Here is a 15,238-nt window from a genome sequence, read left to right on the forward strand (position 1 = left end):
GGCTGAGACTACTATTTAGGAGGCTCCAGCTTTTTCAAGGCATGCCCTTCGATCAAACATGGTCAGCTGTCTAAACCACCTTTTTAGTCCCCGTCCTATATGGGGGGCATCAGCCTAATCATTAAGCTTTGCGTAGTGCCATCTCCTGGAATTTACCGTGAAACCACAACCTGTCTGCAGCCTGCTCGAGTTTCTGAACCTGCACGTGATGGTGTTGGAGTCCGACGATACCCACGCAACCGACCTGTCGGCCCGTTTTCTTGCGCTGGGTATGAAGGATGTGATTGTCGTTTCTTCATTGCGAGAAATGAGTACGCAGTTGAGCCAGACCCCTGTAGATGTGCTTGTCACAGACATTCGAGCAGACAGTAACGACGGTTTGATGCTTCCCTGTTTTTTGAAAACACTGTTTGGTGCTGCGATCTCTTTACAATCGCCTCGCCTTCTGTGGATGGCGCAGGAGGCGGAATCCGCGGGGCATGTATTGTTCCAGTCGGAGAGCTCGCCAAAAGGACGCGCCGGCATTTGTAAAAAGGCCTTGGATGCTCATGCGAAATTGGCGCGCGCCGAAGGTTTTATTGTCGCGACACTTTACTCAAAGAGCATGGCGTCTCTCTCAAGTACCCTGCTCGCACTTCTCGCGACAGCCAGAAAAACTGATCGGCCTGTGCCGGCAACGACCGATGTACCGACTGAGGACGATGTGATTGCCGCATTAGCAACGGGGGAGGGCCTGCGCGTCGTATTTCAGCCGCAGTATGACTTGCGCAGCATGAAGGTCGTCGGGGCAGAGGCATTGATTAGGTGGCGCCACCCCGAGCACGGTGATATTTCCCCGGCGGTTCTGATTCCCTTGGTCAATAAGCTCGGTCTGCATTTGCTGCTGTTCAGCTTTGTGAATGCCAAAGTGCTCGAAATGTTGCTGACGTTGAAGGGGCGGCAGTTGAATGTGCCTATTTCTGTAAATGCGTCGGTCGACACGCTGTGTACACTTGGCTTTGCTGATCGTCTGGCTGAGCGCATGACGCGCGCTAGGATACCGAGCCACCTGCTGAAAATCGAACTGACCGAAGACATTCCAGTCATGGACGAACTGACTCTGTCGGCGGCACTAAATGCGCTTAAAGCCCGCGGTTTTGGGGTGTCTCTTGATGACTTTGGCTCGGGCTCCGCAACATTGCGCCAAATTGCGCGCATGCCGTTTGATGAAGTGAAGATAGATGGTGCGCTCATTCGTGATCTGGACAGCAAGTCCCCCGCCCGGCGTATCGTTGCGTCTACACTGGCCCTTGCGCGTCGCTTGAACATGACGGTGGTCGCTGAAGGCATCGAAACGGAGTCTTGCCGCGTACTGCTTCGGCGTTTGGGTTGTCAAAATGGTCAAGGCTATGTGTTGTCGCGCCCTATGGAGGCGGATGAGCTTCTGGCACGGCTAGATAGGAACACCGCCGGGGAACACACGCTTCAATCTGCTTGAACGATCACATTTCCCAGGGAAGGGGCGTTTTGAATATTCAAATAGATAGGCGCGGAGCCGTAAATATGGCTAATCTCCACTCAGTCTCAATTTGGATATCTATGCAGTATTGCGAGGCTGACGATCCCCTTATGAAATGCATTCGTATTGCGCTTTTGGATGACCACGCAATCGTCCGTCATGGACTTGCCATTCATTTGAATAAAGAGGCCTCATTCGAACTGGTGGGCGTTTATGGCACGAGCCGGGAGCTGATCGCGGGCATGGGTAACTCTCCTGCGGATTTGCTGTTGCTTGATTACGCATTAGGGCCGGATGAGTTAGACGGCGTATCGCTGATTCGTGCGATACGGGTCAAATTCCCCGATTGCCGTATCTTGATCCTATCGTCCCACCACGATCCCTCAACGGTGGCACTCGCCTTGCGGGTGGGAGCCCGTGGTTTCGTTGGTAAGGCGGAAGATTTACCGGCACTGATCGGAGCCATTAACACGGTAGCCGCAGGCGCTGTCTACTTGAATGCCGAGATGTCCTACAGTGTCGCTGAGGCGACGACCCAGGCTCCCGTCCTGCCCATTACTGAGAAGGTCGACGCATTACAGGCAGCATCGCTTTCCGCGCGCGAACAGGAAGTGATACGTTGTTACCTTGCCGGCATGACAGTCTCGGAAATCGCTGAAAAATTCAATCGTAGTATCAAGACCATCAGTACGCAAAAAGCGGCTGCATTTCGTAAGTTGGGCGTGACGTCCAATAACGGTTTATTCAAGATCAAAGAAACGCTTGGTTCGCCATGAAGCACTTTTGGCTGGCTCCATGGGTGCTGGGGCTGGTGCTGTGTGGGCGAGACGCTTGCGGTGAAGAACCGGTCAAGAATGATTGGTTGACCGTTGAAGAGCATGCGTGGATTGCGGAGCACCCGGTGCTGCGCGTGGCGGTGACGCCGGACTTCTACGCTCTTGAGTACGTACGTGACGGGCAACTGCGGGGGCTGTCTGTGCAGTACCTCGATGCTCTATCCAAAATGCTCGGCATCACATTTGAGTACGTGGAGGTGCCCGATAAAAATGTTCGAATAGCGATGTTGGAGCAAGGCGCTGTAGACCTGATTTCGATGATGTGGCGTATCGGACCAGCAGTTCCCGCGCCAGGACTGTTGCTTACGGCGACCTACCACAACAGTCCAACCATTGTTATTTCCCGGGTTAACAGTCCGCTGGTGTTTGATTTGAGTCGATTGGAAGGCAAAACAGTCGCCATTGCCGCTGCGGGTCCTTACGAGCCTTTGTTGCGTGCTAAAGCCCGTCACTTAACAATTATCAGAAGCGCATCGGCTGAAAAAGTTTTGAACCTGGTTGCGACGGGTGAAGCCGATGCGGCCCTGGGCACTGAATCTTACTTGATCCCCGCTATGAGCGCCCAATTTGCCGGGCGTTTGGAACTATCAGGAGCCATCGCGCCAATGGCGTCCGAAATCAGTATGGCGGTACGGCAAAATCAGGTTATCTGGTATTCAATACTGCAAAAATCCCTCCCCGCCATCACCTTCGACCGCGCTCTCGATATCTATAACGATTGGCTGACAGCGACGGATTATGGTGCGCCGGCTGTCTCCAGTTCGATCATTGAGGATTATCTGCACGAAGTCGTATTGGCCGGTATGGTTCTGATGATTTTGCTGGGATTGATACATCAGACTTACCTCCAGCGTCGGCGTGCAATGCGCAGTGAGAGCGAGAAGGCTAAGTTCCTCGCCGTCATGAGCCATGAAATTCGGTCTCCTATGAACGCAGTGCTAGCCGCAGTTGAGCTTCTGGCGCTTACAAGACTGAATCATGAGCAACGCCATCTGGCTACTCTGGCGACGCGTGGTGCGAGTACATTGCTACACCTCCTCGATGACGTTCTCGACGTTTCCCGAATGGAAGCCCATCAACTGATATTGGAATTTGAAGCGGTGGATGTTTGCGTCTTGGGGGAGGACGCCGTCGCGTTGTACAGTCTCAGTTCGCAAAAGAAAGCGGTTGACCTTTCATTCGACTTCGAGGGGCCTCGAGCGCATCTCATGTTGGATAGAGCGCGAATTACGCAAATTTTGTATAACCTTATTTCCAATGCGATCAAATTTACCGAACAGGGCAGCGTGCATGTAATCATCAAGACTGGCGACACTCATGAGCGTGATGTGAAGCAGTTGGACATCTCTGTTATAGATACCGGTATCGGCATTTCGGAAGACTCCCAGAAGAGGCTGTTCAGGCCTTACTCACAGGCCCACCACTCCTATAAGCGCTCTGGCGGGTCAGGGCTGGGCCTCGTTATTTGTCGAGAGCTGGTTGAGCTGATGGGAGGGGCCATCTCGCTGACGAGTGAAATCGGTAAAGGTACGGTGATCGCTGTTTCAATCTGTGCCGAGGTTGCCTCATCGCAGAACATTGACAGGCCCACCAGTGAGCTGCCGGAACCGACTAAGGGCGCTGCACAGGCTGATTGCGCGCTTGTCGGTGAGGTGCAGACTGTTGGTTTGCGTATCCTTGTTGTCGAGGACACCCGAGTCAATCAAGAAGCTTTGCTCGCACAATTGCGAAGCTTCGGATTGGACGCGGTGCTCGCGCCTGATGCGGAGCATGCAGTCCACGAATTTCAACAACATCTATTCGATTTGGTTTTGTTGGATTGCGACCTGCCAGACAGGAGCGGCTACGTCGTTGCCGCCGAAATGCGAGTGCTTGAGGACGGCCTTTCACGGCAGCGTTGTCCGATCGTTGCCATTTCTGCCTCCACTGGCAATGAGCATGCGGCACGGTGCTTCGAGGCCGGAATGGACGGAATGTTGAGCAAGCCCATCCAGCTTGCCAAGCTCAAGACCACCATTGAACTTTGGTGTGATGTCGCCGTGGTGCAAAAAAAGCCGTGGGCGGACCATCAGCCCGGTTTCGGGCCGGACCAGATTCGTAATGAGATACTCGAAGACCTCTTCGGCTTGCTTGAAGCGGTTGCACTGGACAGTCCTGAACCCGCGCTGTACAGGGCACATCGCCTAAGAGGAGCTGCACTCTCATTAGGTTGGGCGGGCTTGGCATTGACGGCTCAGAAGCTTGAAGACATGTTGCGCGCGAACATGCCTCAAACTGATGCTTCCTATCGTGCTTACGTGAGAGAAATCATGCGGCAATGGCGTCAGTTGGATCAGGAGCTATTGGCGTGTGTCTATGAATAGCAAACAGGTGTCAGCGTTATGGATGTCGCTGTTGCTGGCACTGAGTTACGTGCTTGTCATGATTGACCGACGAATTTTTGGGGCAGTGCTCAGCAGTTTGCGTCAGGAGCTTGGCTTGTCCGCTACAGCGGCGGCTTTAGCCGCAGACGCGAGTTTGCTCGGTATTGCCGCAACAAGTATTGGTGCGGGATACCTGGCACGAGGCATCAACCGTAAAGCCGTCGCGGTAGCGGGACTGTTGCTGACCTCGGCGGCGACCGTTGGTGTTGCTTGTGCAGAGGGATTCACGAGTGTATTTTTGGCCCGACTGATGTTGGGAGTTGGCATATCGCTACTTGTCACGTCGGCTTTTACAATGGCCATAAATTATTTTGTGCGACAAAGTTCGGCCACAGTCGCGACGCTCTTTTTTGTTACCGGGTTGGGCGCAACACTTGGCATGAGTCTGGGGGAGATCCTAGAAGGCGTCTTAGGGTGGCGGTCGGTCTTAGTCATGCTCGGATTTATGGGCTTGCCACTTACGGTACTGATAGTTGTATTTGTAAAGCCGTGGTTCAGCCAGAGCCGTGTGATAAGTCTTACGTATGACGTCCACACGCAAAGGGTACTGGTCAATTCGATATGGTCACGCGTTCCCGCTTTGTTAGGCTTCATAGTATTTTGGGTTGGCCTGACGGTTTACAGTTTTCGTAATCTCTACATCCCTCACATTCTTGAGGCGGATGGGTTTACGTGGACGACGGGGCAGATCGCCAACAGTTTGTATGCGTTTGGAAACTTGTTCGCGTTCTATGGTGCCTTCTTGTTTCGCAGGTTTGGTGCCCGAAGTGTATTGGTTGCAACATTGCCACTCGCTGGCGCGCTCTCGCTTGTCATGTGCTTTGAGATTTCGCATGGAGCGGCGCTGTATATCCTGTTCGCAAGCGTAATGGGCATTAGCCTGGGTGGCATCGCCGCGGTTGCCTTATTGTCCGAAATGCTGAAATCCGTCGTTTCCAAGGAAGTGGGTCCCACCATAGGACTCTACTTCGCTTGCTTTTACGGAGCGGGTACTTTGTCCGTCCCATTGTCTCGGACACTGCAAGACGCAATAGGCTGGAGCTTCGCCTGTATGGTCCTGATCGCGGGCAGTTTGCTGGTAGCTGGAGGGCTTGCGATTTTCCTGCCCAAATCGGGAGAACCTCGCAACGGGCGTCATCGATCCTGAACTTCAGTTCATGGTCGCTTCACCGACCTATGCTCGCAAACGTCCAGGGAACACGCCTTGCGTGCGTAAACGGGCGGCCACTTGAGTCAAAACGTCCTTTAGATAGATATACAGATCGTGCCCGTTCATGCGTGCAGACTGGTCAGGCTCATGATCGCTGCCGCCCGTTTTCCGCTACGTAATGATCCGGCAAACAACCAGTTCGAGCGTCCAGGGGCCCATGGCCGATCTGGTTGTCGACCTGATTGTTGTCCATAGGCACGGCACCAACATCTGGGCAGCGTGTCAGCGCTACCCAGATGATGGGCTGCAATCCAGAGCCTTGACCGTTGCCGCGCCGTCAGCCAGATACCGGCGCCGTCGTGTCCAAGGACTTTCATTCGGTTGGCCCGGTGGTTGGTAACGAGGTAAGCGCAGTTCGGCAGCGCCGCACCGTACACCACGACCACTCTGGCCAATGCGGTTTCAGTGCCGGCGCGCATGTCAATTGGCTCGGTGGCGAGCCCGACGGCATCGACACGAATCATTGAGCCACGCTACGAATAATCCACGCGCAGCCGTCCTGATCCGAGACTGGTCATTTTACGGCGGTGGATTTATCACCCAGAGGCAGCGAGATGATAACCATCTGTTCTGTTGGACGCCTTGGCGAGGGTTTTATGGAAACGAAAGCCGGATGTGTTGCCGGTGATTGATCCCGGTAAATCGGTAGCCGCTTGCGGATCACGCTGGCGTTGATGGCGTTATGGATAGCTACGCTAGAAATCGTCGCTCCAGGTTGCAGGCATTCTTGGCGCTGTTTAAAGGCGACCGCTAACGGCTTCTTCTGAAAAACACACCTCTGACTATCCCACCTATGTGAGCGGCCGTTTCACTGACGCCCACGGTCCCAAAATGCCTGTCGTATGCCCATTTTAGGCCCACTCCTAAAGACCCCTCGGTCGCGGGGGTAGAAACTTGCACTTGTTCGGTAGTCAGGCGCTCTGCTCCCAAAAGGGTACGGCGTTTAGCTGCTGGCTTTGTAGTCATTGAATTCTCTCCTCTCACAGGTGTTTTACCATGTTCAAGAAAATCGCGATCGCTGTCCCTATGACGCTTCTGGCTTTGGCGTCTACCGGTGTATTCGCCGCAGGCGAAGCTGCCCATAGCATTCAGCTGACTGCACACGTACCCACCACCAGCTTCTACGTGCAGCCGGTCAATTCTGATGTGGTCAACGTTCCACAGGTGCTGGTGTACGATGCAATCAGCTCGACGTTCAAACCGTTGGTAGAAAGCTTCGACACCAAAAACACGGCTGGCTCGATTCACGCCAGCATCGAGCAGGCCACTACCTACCTGTTCAACGGTTCGACCAAGATCGACCTGGACGTTGAGTTCAATGGCGTGAAACTCGGCGCTACTCCGGTTCAAGTTGTCACCGCGCAAAACGCTTTGACTGGCAGCCGTGTAGTTCTGGAAATCACCCCGGTAGCAGCTCCTTCCACCGGTTACGTGCCAGGTGACTACACCGGTACCGTTGCAATGACCTTTGACTCCGTCATCTGATCCCACTGGCGCGATCAGTTCGCGCCAATGATCGTTGGTGATTCAGGTAGATCGACCGGGTAAAACTGGTCGATTTGCTTTCCAGGTCCCGCGTTTTGAACAAGAGTACCTCCCGCATGTTTCCGATGACGCTCATTGCAGCGGCGCTGTTGCCTTTGCTGTGCTTCAGTGCGTTCGCATCACCTAAGGCCGACGCCAGTCTGCCAAAGAGTTTGTTGGCCCAGGCGCAAGGTTTGCCTGCGGATTTTTCCGAGCACTTTTTTGATGCGCCGTTGGCTGTACGCGTGGAGCTGGACAAACAATTTCTGGGGGAGGCCATTGTGGTCTTGTCCCGTGACGACAAAGTCACCCTAATTGAGTTGATTGACGGTGCTCAAAGCAGCGTCAACCTCTCTGATCTCGACATCTGGACCACTTACCTCAAACAAGGAGTGAGTCTAGGGGCCTGCACCGTCAACTGTGCTAATGAGCTGGTTGCGGTGCATTACAATCTTGAAAACTCCCTGCTGTCGATCCTTACTCAACATGCCGAGCGCACCGTTGAGGCGCCACGTTACTACGAGCAGCCCAAAGAGGGCAGCACTGGTGTAATCATTCGTAACCAGTTGAACATCAATGGCGGCGGCGACCAGGACCTGGGTGGGCGATATGGTCTGGAAGCCACCAGCAGCCTGGGAAATTGGACCCAAACGATGGGTCTGCAAGTGGCAAAGCTGGGCGGTGTCGAAGATCAGTTATATCACGCCGTTCATGAGCTTTATGGTCAACGCGAACTTCAGGGCAACTTTTTGCGCCTGGGTTATTTCACTCCAAGTTCAGATGGTGTGAGCCTTCAGCCAAGGCTGATCGGGAATGCCCTGGATACAACATTGGGGGTGATGTTTGGCAGCTCAGACACCTTGGCCATCAATAGTCCGCAACCGAGTGTATACCCGATTTACGTCACTACGAATCGTCAGGCCTCGGTAGAAATCTACCGCAATGGCATGCTGATCAACACCCAACCAGTACCAGCGGGTTTGCAGACGCTTGAAACGCGTAACTTGCCGAGCGGCATTTATGAGGTTGAGGTGCGCGTCGTTGAAGATGGATCGGTGACGACTAGCAGCCGTGAGTTGGTTTATAAACCTAGCAATTGGGGCAACGCGCAGGAGCGCTGGCGTTACAACCTGTTTGCCGGGAAAGAAAGTCAGCTGTTGAGCAACTGGGAAGACGAAGAGGGTGCAGATGCCGTTACGGCTGGCGCCGCCTTCAACTATCTGTTGCACCCGCGGGTAATTGTCGGGCTGTCCGGCCGGGCTATTCGTGAGCAGATGCAATATGGCACCACGATTGATTGGTCAGTGACTAACGAGGCGCGGATCTTTGCCAACGTTTACCAGACTCAGGACTACGGCACGGGTGCCGATCTGCAGGGCCAGTATGTATACGGCGCCGGCAGTGTGAGCCTCAGTCATAACCGTAGTTGGTTGGACACACGTAACACCTACGAAGTACTGTCGGACGGCACGCGGTTGCGTCAGCGCAGTCAGTTCGTCGGCGAAACCAGTTCGACCTCGATTTCGCTGAACCATCGTGTTGACCGCAAGCGTTCGTTAAGTGCCCGGGTATCTCACAGCGCAGGAAATGTGGAAGGCGTCGGTATCGACCTAGGGCTTAACCAGCAAACTCAATGGCTGGGCAGTGATGGTAGCTGGCGATTTGCAGTATTTGATCGGCCTGGCAGCATCAGCACCAACAACCAGCGTAACCGTGGTGTTGAGTTAAGCATGAGCCTGGCGTTGGGCGCAGAGGGTGAGCGCTGGTCTGCGAGCCTGGGAACGCGCACCTCTCGCGATGGCGAGCGAGACCAAAATGGCTCGATCAGTTATCGGCGCGACCTGAAAGATCATGCGTTGCAAAGTGTCACCACCACGGCGTCTGTAGACTCGTACGGCGTAGGTTTGTCCGGCCTGGCACAGTTTGAGACGAATGTGGTTAATGGCGATGTGTTCGTGCAGCGGTCGTCCTACAACGGCACCCTCAACGGTGGTCTGAACCTTGATAGTACAGTCGCCATTGGGGGTAACAAGATGGCGCTAACCCGCACCGGAATGAGTGGCGGGGCGGGGATGATCATCGATGTAGAGTCGGACGTGGACAACATCGTGTTACGTGCAGATGACTTGACAGGCGGCAGCTTACAATTACGCAACGGCCGAAATTTCGTCCCTATCACAGCATACAAAAACAGCTCGGTCAGTTTTGATTTTGAAGGCACCGATGTGCCGGCCGCCAGTATTCAACCGACACGCACCACTTACCACCTCAACAAGGGCGCAGTCGCTTATCGCAAGATCAGTGTGATGAAAACCGTGACCGTGCTGGGGCGCTTGCTCAACCCCCAAGGTCAGCCTTTGAGAGGCCACCACATCATCAATCACGCCAGCCGTGGTGTGAGTGAAGTCGACGGGTTCTTCTCCATGGAAATGAACGCAGGAACGCCAACCCTGGAAGTGCGTTATGGCGATCGCTTGCTGTGCCAATTCCGCGTCGATACCTCGAGCGAGAACAAAGAAAATAGCGTGTTGATGATCGGCGATTTGAAGTGCGACCCGAAAACGCTGGCGGGTACTACGAACACTAGCGAGAAGGCCGGCTAAGCCGCCCACCTGAAAGCGTATGACAGGATCAAATCATGAGTATTGTTGAAGTTGCCCGTGCTTTTGCCGGAAAGTTACTAGTTTATGCAGCGTTTACTTCAGTGCTTGGCAGCCCAGCTGCATGGGCTGTTCACGTTCCGATCAGTGCAAAATTTACACCGAACCCAAATAATCCTCGAATCAACACGTTTGTTAACTTGACGCCCAACAGCGGGTACTGCGCGCTTAAGCCTCAAGAGTGCGTAGTCACAAAATCGTTCAGTATTCGAGTAAATAACAGGTTTACGCCGAGGGCCATTAGTAAAGGTGAGCATGTTTTCATTAAAGCGCCCTACGAGTGGAAAAAGGTAACGGTCGTTCACCCAGTTGCCGGGCCGCAGGAAGTAGAAGTCCGAATTGTTGGTATTGGGTCAACCTATTTTGTAAATCCGACAGTTCCCACCATTATTGGTCCTGCTCCAGGCACCTCTGGGCTCCAGTCACAACATGCCGCGTTGTGGGGCGGCGGGCTCAGTGACTGGATCTATGCGCCAGCACCCTGCGGCTATAGTGGGACCGCGGGAGCTACCATCACGCAATATAATTTTTACTGGAAAGTGCAAAACTCAGGTGAGTGTAGCAAGACGGCCGCTTACGACATTCCAGCCTTTAGATTCGAAAATATGGACTTTTCATATGAGTTGCGTACGCCTAATCCACTAGCGATGTACTCGGGCGTCTACACCGGTAGTTTGCTCTATGAAGTAGGTCCTAATAAGGATTTTGACTTCAGTCACTTGGTACCATCCGACCCCGCAATTGTGTTGGATTTCTCACTTGAAGTCATACACGCCCTAAAAGTCGAAATACCGCCCGGAGGTCATCGAGTTGAGTTGATCCCGGATGGCGGATGGCAACGGTGGTTAAGCAGCGGTAGAGCACCAACTCGGTTGTTTCGCGATCAGTCTTTCCTGATGTCAGCCAGTACGCCTTTCAAGATGTACGTGGAGTGTGAGGGGGGCAGTGGACGTTATTGTTATCTTAGCGATGAAACTAAGACAAGTACGATTCCGGTTGGAGTGAGTGTCACGTTACCCAGTGGGTTTACAGACAACTCAGGCGCTCTGGTACACAAGCGCGCACTGGCTCATATTCAAGGTATCACCTCAGGGACTTCGGGCGCAGCCTTGCAGGTAATACCTGGATTTTACGTTAATAGGTCGCCTGCGATGTTGCATTTCGAAGTGCCGAAAGAAGGTGTCGATGAGGCACTGAAAAGAGACGGGTCCGCGCATTATAGCGGAAGAATTACCGTTATTTGGGACGCCGACATTTAGCTCCAATTTAATTATTCACATTTTTACGAGAGTCACTGTAATGAAATTTTTGACGGGTTTGGCGTCTGTTTGTTTGTTTTTTTCAGTTGCCGCACAGGCGGGTCCAAGTATCAACGTGGGGGTGATTTACGATTACCTGGACGGTGGCCAAAGCACGTACCTGAAGCGCGTGTTCAACGGAGGCGACAGCACGGCGTTCGTGAAAGTTAATATTTTCGAAATCATCTATGAAGCAGGCGGTGTCTCTAAAGAGATTCCAGTGATCACGGACACCGCGACCTTGGTGCGTAACGGTTTGATGGCCAGCCCGGCACGCCTGATTGTGCCTGCGGGTGGCGCCCAGGGCACCCGATTGCTCTATGTGGGGAGTCGAGATGTTGAACGGTATTTTCGCGTGCGTTTTGTGCCGGTTGTGCCGGAAAAGGAAGATGAGTTCGCCGTGTCCGCCGAAGAGCGTGAAAGCTACAAAAAGAATCTATCCGCCGGTGTAAACGTCCTGGCCGGCTACGGCACGATCTTCTTTGTAAGGCCGAAAAATACCCGTTTCGACACTCAGACTTCCGATATCGCAGCGCAGTATGCGTTGAAAAATAACGGCAACAGCGTGGTGGTTGTCGATGAGTTCAAAGATTGCGCACACAATAAGGAAGCTGACTGCAAACCAACCAGCAAGCATCATATTCTTGCAGGACGTACCTATAGTTTCGCCAAAGAAGCCGGCCGTGAGTACCGATTCAAATTGATTGAGGGCGACAGTGTAAAAGATATCGAAGTGTCGAATCGTTGACGAGCACTGGAGTGCTCCGTGCGACTTGAGACTACCGATTGCGCCTAATGCTGGAGGAGAATCAAATATGATAAGCCGGTCGATGAGGCTATTTATTGCTGCATGTATGGTCGTGGGCTTTCCCGCCTATGCGGCGAAAGAAGTTCATGAGTTTGAAGTGTCGCTGTACGTGCCAAAACCAGTGTTTTACGTACTGCCGGTAGAGGCTGACTGGATGCACCTCAATCAACAACTTGAGTGGGATACGCTGAACTCGAGCTTAGGTAGTTTGCGCAAAAGATTCGATGTGCGTAATGACGGCGGTTCGATTAGTGCGGTTTTGTTAGCCAAACCGGTATTGTCCAACAGCCTGCCTGGGCAGGAAATTGTCTTGAGTGTGCTGTTCAATGGGCACGCCTTGACTGATGCGCATCCGGTTGACGTGGTCACCTCGGCGGAGGCCAGGGTGGGCAGTAGAGTTTTACTGGAAGTGGCTCCAATGAAGCCTGCGCGAGGTTATCGGCCAGGCAATTACTACGGCAGTGTTCACATATTGTTTAATGCGGCCTTTCCTCTTTAGTGTCGGCGTCGGCGAAAGCGGAGTCATTTACCGTGCAAAGGGTGTTCCGCCGAGCGGAAAGCTTACGTCAGTAGTTTATTATTATTCAATTTTCTTTGGGTTTTGATTTGGGTTTGTGTTGTAACGTAACTATTTATTCGTCCGAAATGGCGGGGCAGTGGGTCAGTATCTCAGATTTTAGGAGCGCTCCTATATTTTCCCGAGCGTGGCGGAGCTATCGTGGGTGTGATGTCTGGAGCGCTTTCATCCGTTCGCACTGCAAAGACTAGCCACTAGGCATATGTTTGCTATGTGGAAGTCGTATTGGCGTCGCTAACTAAGTTGGTTTATTTCCTGTTCCGAATGTTCGACATAGGTTGTATGGAACGTATTGGTCGTTGCTTTGTTTTTTCAAAGCAGTAGTTGGAGGCTGGCGCACGCCAGATAAAATATGAATAAAATATTTTCGATCGTTTGGAATTCTGCGCTTGGCTGCTGGGTCGTAGCCTCTGAATTGGCGTTCAAAAAAACTAAAAGTGGGCCGTCCAAAGGTAAGTTACGGGCGATTTCACTGATTGTCGGTGTCGTGGTAGGCACCACGTCCGCTATCTCCATTGCGGCTACAGCGATGCAAAATGGTGCTGTAGGTAACGGTACCGCCGCTGGGACGAGCTCGGTAGCTGACGCGACGGCCGATGTGTATTCCATTGCAATCGGTGGGGGTAACGGAGCAACCGCCACCAACATCAGCGTTGCAATTGGTGATGCATCTGTTGCGACGGGCTCAACCTCTCTCGCATTGGGTCGTCTATCAAGCGCCACAGCCGAAAATGCCTCGGCAGTGGGCTCCTCTGCGGTAGCTAGCGCATTAAATGCTGTCGCGGTGGGTCGTTCAACTAGCGCTACAGCCGAAAATGCCTCGGCATTGGGCTCCTCTGCGGTAGCTAGCGCATTAAATGCTGTCGCGGTGGGTCGTTCAACTAGCGCCACAGCCGAAAATGCCTCGGCATTGGGCGCCTACGCTACAGCCAGTGCAGTGGGTGCTGTCGCGGTGGGTGGCTCATCGTCCGCGCTGGACGCCACGCAAGCAAGCGGCGTAGGAGCCGTTGCGGTGGGGACCAGCAGTCGTAGCTTTGGCCCCGGCAACATAGCAATAGGTCAAAGCGCTATTGCGGGCGTTTCTGGGTCGGCCACCGTTCTAGGCGCTACCGCAGTGGGGAGAAATGCGATAGCCAGTAACCGCACCTCGACCGCCGTGGGTTCAACTGCGGTTGCTTCGGGCGTCAGTGCTTCCGCGTTTGGTGTCAATGCCTTGGCGGGTGGCAGCAGCTCGGTAGCCATAGGTCAAAATTCGGCGGTTGCTGCGGGTGCTGTTGCTGGGATTGCGGTGGGCTTCGAGTCCAATGCGAGCGGAGTCAATGCGATGGCGTTGGGCCGTGAAGCTTCGGCCACTGTCACTAACTCTGTCGCCTTGGGCTACGGTGCATCCACGGCTGCCGCTGTGGCGACGACGGGCGGCAGGGTTAATGGCACGACCTACAATTATGCTGGCGCAGCGCCAATTGGCGTCCTCAGTGTGGGCTCAGCAGGCAATGAACGGCAAATCAACAATGTAGCCGCTGGCCGGGTCACGGCAACCAGCACCGACGCTGTGAATGGCAGTCAGTTGTTTGCGACGGAGACGGCGGTTAACGTATTGGGCGGCCAACTTACGGAGCAGGGCTCTTCGTCTGCCGCCCGTCTGGGTGGTGGTTCGACGTATGACGCAGCGACCGGCACGGTCAGCGCGCCGACTTATACCGTACAAGGTGCTACTTCCAACACGGTTGGCGACGCAATCGGCGCGGTCGACGGCAACCTGACTACGCTCAATAGCGACATTTCCAGCGGTACAGTCGGTGTTCTTCAGCGTAACGGCACCACCGATGAAACCGTGCTCACAGCACTCACCGGCACCAGCGCAGCGCCGGGCAGTGCGCAAAAGTTACGCAACCTGGCTAATGGTGAGTTGTCGGAAACTTCATTGGACGCGATCAACGGTTCGCAGTTGTTTGGCACCAATACTCTGCTATCGCAAGTGGGCACCTCAACGGCTACCAACCTGGGCGGCGGTTCGACGTATGACGCAGCGACCGGCACGGTCAGCGCGCCGACTTACACCGTTCAAGGCGCTACTTCCAACACGGTTGGCGATGCAATCGGCGCGGTCGACAGCAACCTGACTACGCTCAATAGCGACATTTCCAGCGGTACAGTCGGTGTTCTTCAGCGTAACGACACCACCGATGAAACCGTGCTCACAGCACTCACCGGCACCAGCGCAGCGCCGGGCAGTGCGCAAAAGTTACGTAACCTGGCTAATGGTGAGTTATCGGAAACTTCATTGGACGCGATCAACGGTTCGCAGTTGTTTGGCACCACTACTCTGCTGTCGCAAGTGGGCACCTCAACGGCTACCAACCTGGGCGGCGGTTCGACGTATGACGCAGCGACCGGCACGGTC

General features: G+C 53.9%; 10 protein-coding genes and 2 pseudogenes. 10 read left to right on the forward strand and 2 right to left on the reverse strand.

Going from position 1 to position 15,238, the window contains the following annotated elements; translation table 11 throughout:
* Positions 1-157 precede the first annotated feature (157 nt).
* The 4 genes from K0H48_RS17605 to K0H48_RS17620 all read left to right on the forward strand — a co-directional run bounded on the left by K0H48_RS17605 (position 158) and on the right by K0H48_RS17620 (position 5,904).
* On the forward strand, positions 158-1,477 hold the full coding sequence (locus K0H48_RS17605; RefSeq protein ID WP_219268455.1) for an EAL domain-containing protein: 1,320 nt from the start codon (positions 158-160) through the stop codon (positions 1,475-1,477).
* Positions 1,478-1,542: 65 nt separating this feature from the next.
* The gene (locus K0H48_RS17610) at positions 1,543-2,274 is read left to right on the forward strand and encodes a response regulator transcription factor (protein ID WP_257627011.1); all 732 of its coding nucleotides are present in this window, start codon (positions 1,543-1,545) and stop codon (positions 2,272-2,274) included.
* Positions 2,271-4,697 (forward strand): ATP-binding protein, encoded by a 2,427-nt coding sequence (locus tag K0H48_RS17615; RefSeq protein ID WP_219268456.1) that lies wholly within the window; start codon positions 2,271-2,273, stop codon positions 4,695-4,697. Before K0H48_RS17610 ends, K0H48_RS17615 begins: the two co-directional genes overlap by 4 nt.
* Positions 4,690-5,904: an MFS transporter gene (locus tag K0H48_RS17620; protein WP_219268457.1), complete on the forward strand. Its 1,215-nt coding sequence runs from the start codon at positions 4,690-4,692 to the stop codon at positions 5,902-5,904. Before K0H48_RS17615 ends, K0H48_RS17620 begins: the two co-directional genes overlap by 8 nt.
* 27 nt (positions 5,905-5,931) lie before the next feature.
* Here the strand turns inward: K0H48_RS17620 and K0H48_RS17625 are convergent.
* Positions 5,932-6,264: pseudogene (locus tag K0H48_RS17625) on the reverse strand (transposase); the annotation flags it as partial.
* A gap of 29 nt (positions 6,265-6,293) precedes the next feature.
* A pseudogene (locus tag K0H48_RS30825) lies at positions 6,294-6,431 on the reverse strand (hypothetical protein); the annotation flags it as partial.
* Between the two features lie 532 nt (positions 6,432-6,963).
* On the opposite strand from K0H48_RS30825, the gene K0H48_RS17635 reads away from it, so the two are divergent.
* The 6 genes from K0H48_RS17635 to K0H48_RS17660 form a co-directional block, all read left to right on the forward strand.
* Positions 6,964-7,452, forward strand: coding sequence for a CS1 type fimbrial major subunit (locus K0H48_RS17635; protein ID WP_219268458.1), 489 nt, complete (start codon positions 6,964-6,966; stop codon positions 7,450-7,452).
* A gap of 116 nt (positions 7,453-7,568) precedes the next feature.
* Entirely contained in the window at positions 7,569-10,094 is a 2,526-nt protein-coding gene (locus tag K0H48_RS17640; protein WP_219268580.1) for a CS1-pili formation C-terminal domain-containing protein, read from the forward strand.
* Positions 10,095-10,129: 35 nt separating this feature from the next.
* The gene (locus tag K0H48_RS17645; RefSeq protein ID WP_219268459.1) at positions 10,130-11,410 is read left to right on the forward strand and encodes a hypothetical protein; all 1,281 of its coding nucleotides are present in this window, start codon (positions 10,130-10,132) and stop codon (positions 11,408-11,410) included.
* Between the two features lie 40 nt (positions 11,411-11,450).
* Positions 11,451-12,197: a molecular chaperone gene (locus tag K0H48_RS17650; protein WP_219268460.1), complete on the forward strand. Its 747-nt coding sequence runs from the start codon at positions 11,451-11,453 to the stop codon at positions 12,195-12,197.
* A gap of 67 nt (positions 12,198-12,264) precedes the next feature.
* Positions 12,265-12,756 (forward strand): CS1 type fimbrial major subunit, encoded by a 492-nt coding sequence (locus K0H48_RS17655; RefSeq protein ID WP_219268461.1) that lies wholly within the window; start codon positions 12,265-12,267, stop codon positions 12,754-12,756.
* Positions 12,757-13,186: 430 nt separating this feature from the next.
* On the forward strand, positions 13,187-15,238 hold a 2,052-nt coding region (locus K0H48_RS17660), incomplete at its 3' end, for an ESPR-type extended signal peptide-containing protein (protein ID WP_368862160.1).

It is taken from the genome of Pseudomonas sp. Xaverov 259, from assembly GCF_019352915.1.
Classification (GTDB): domain Bacteria; phylum Pseudomonadota; class Gammaproteobacteria; order Pseudomonadales; family Pseudomonadaceae; genus Aquipseudomonas.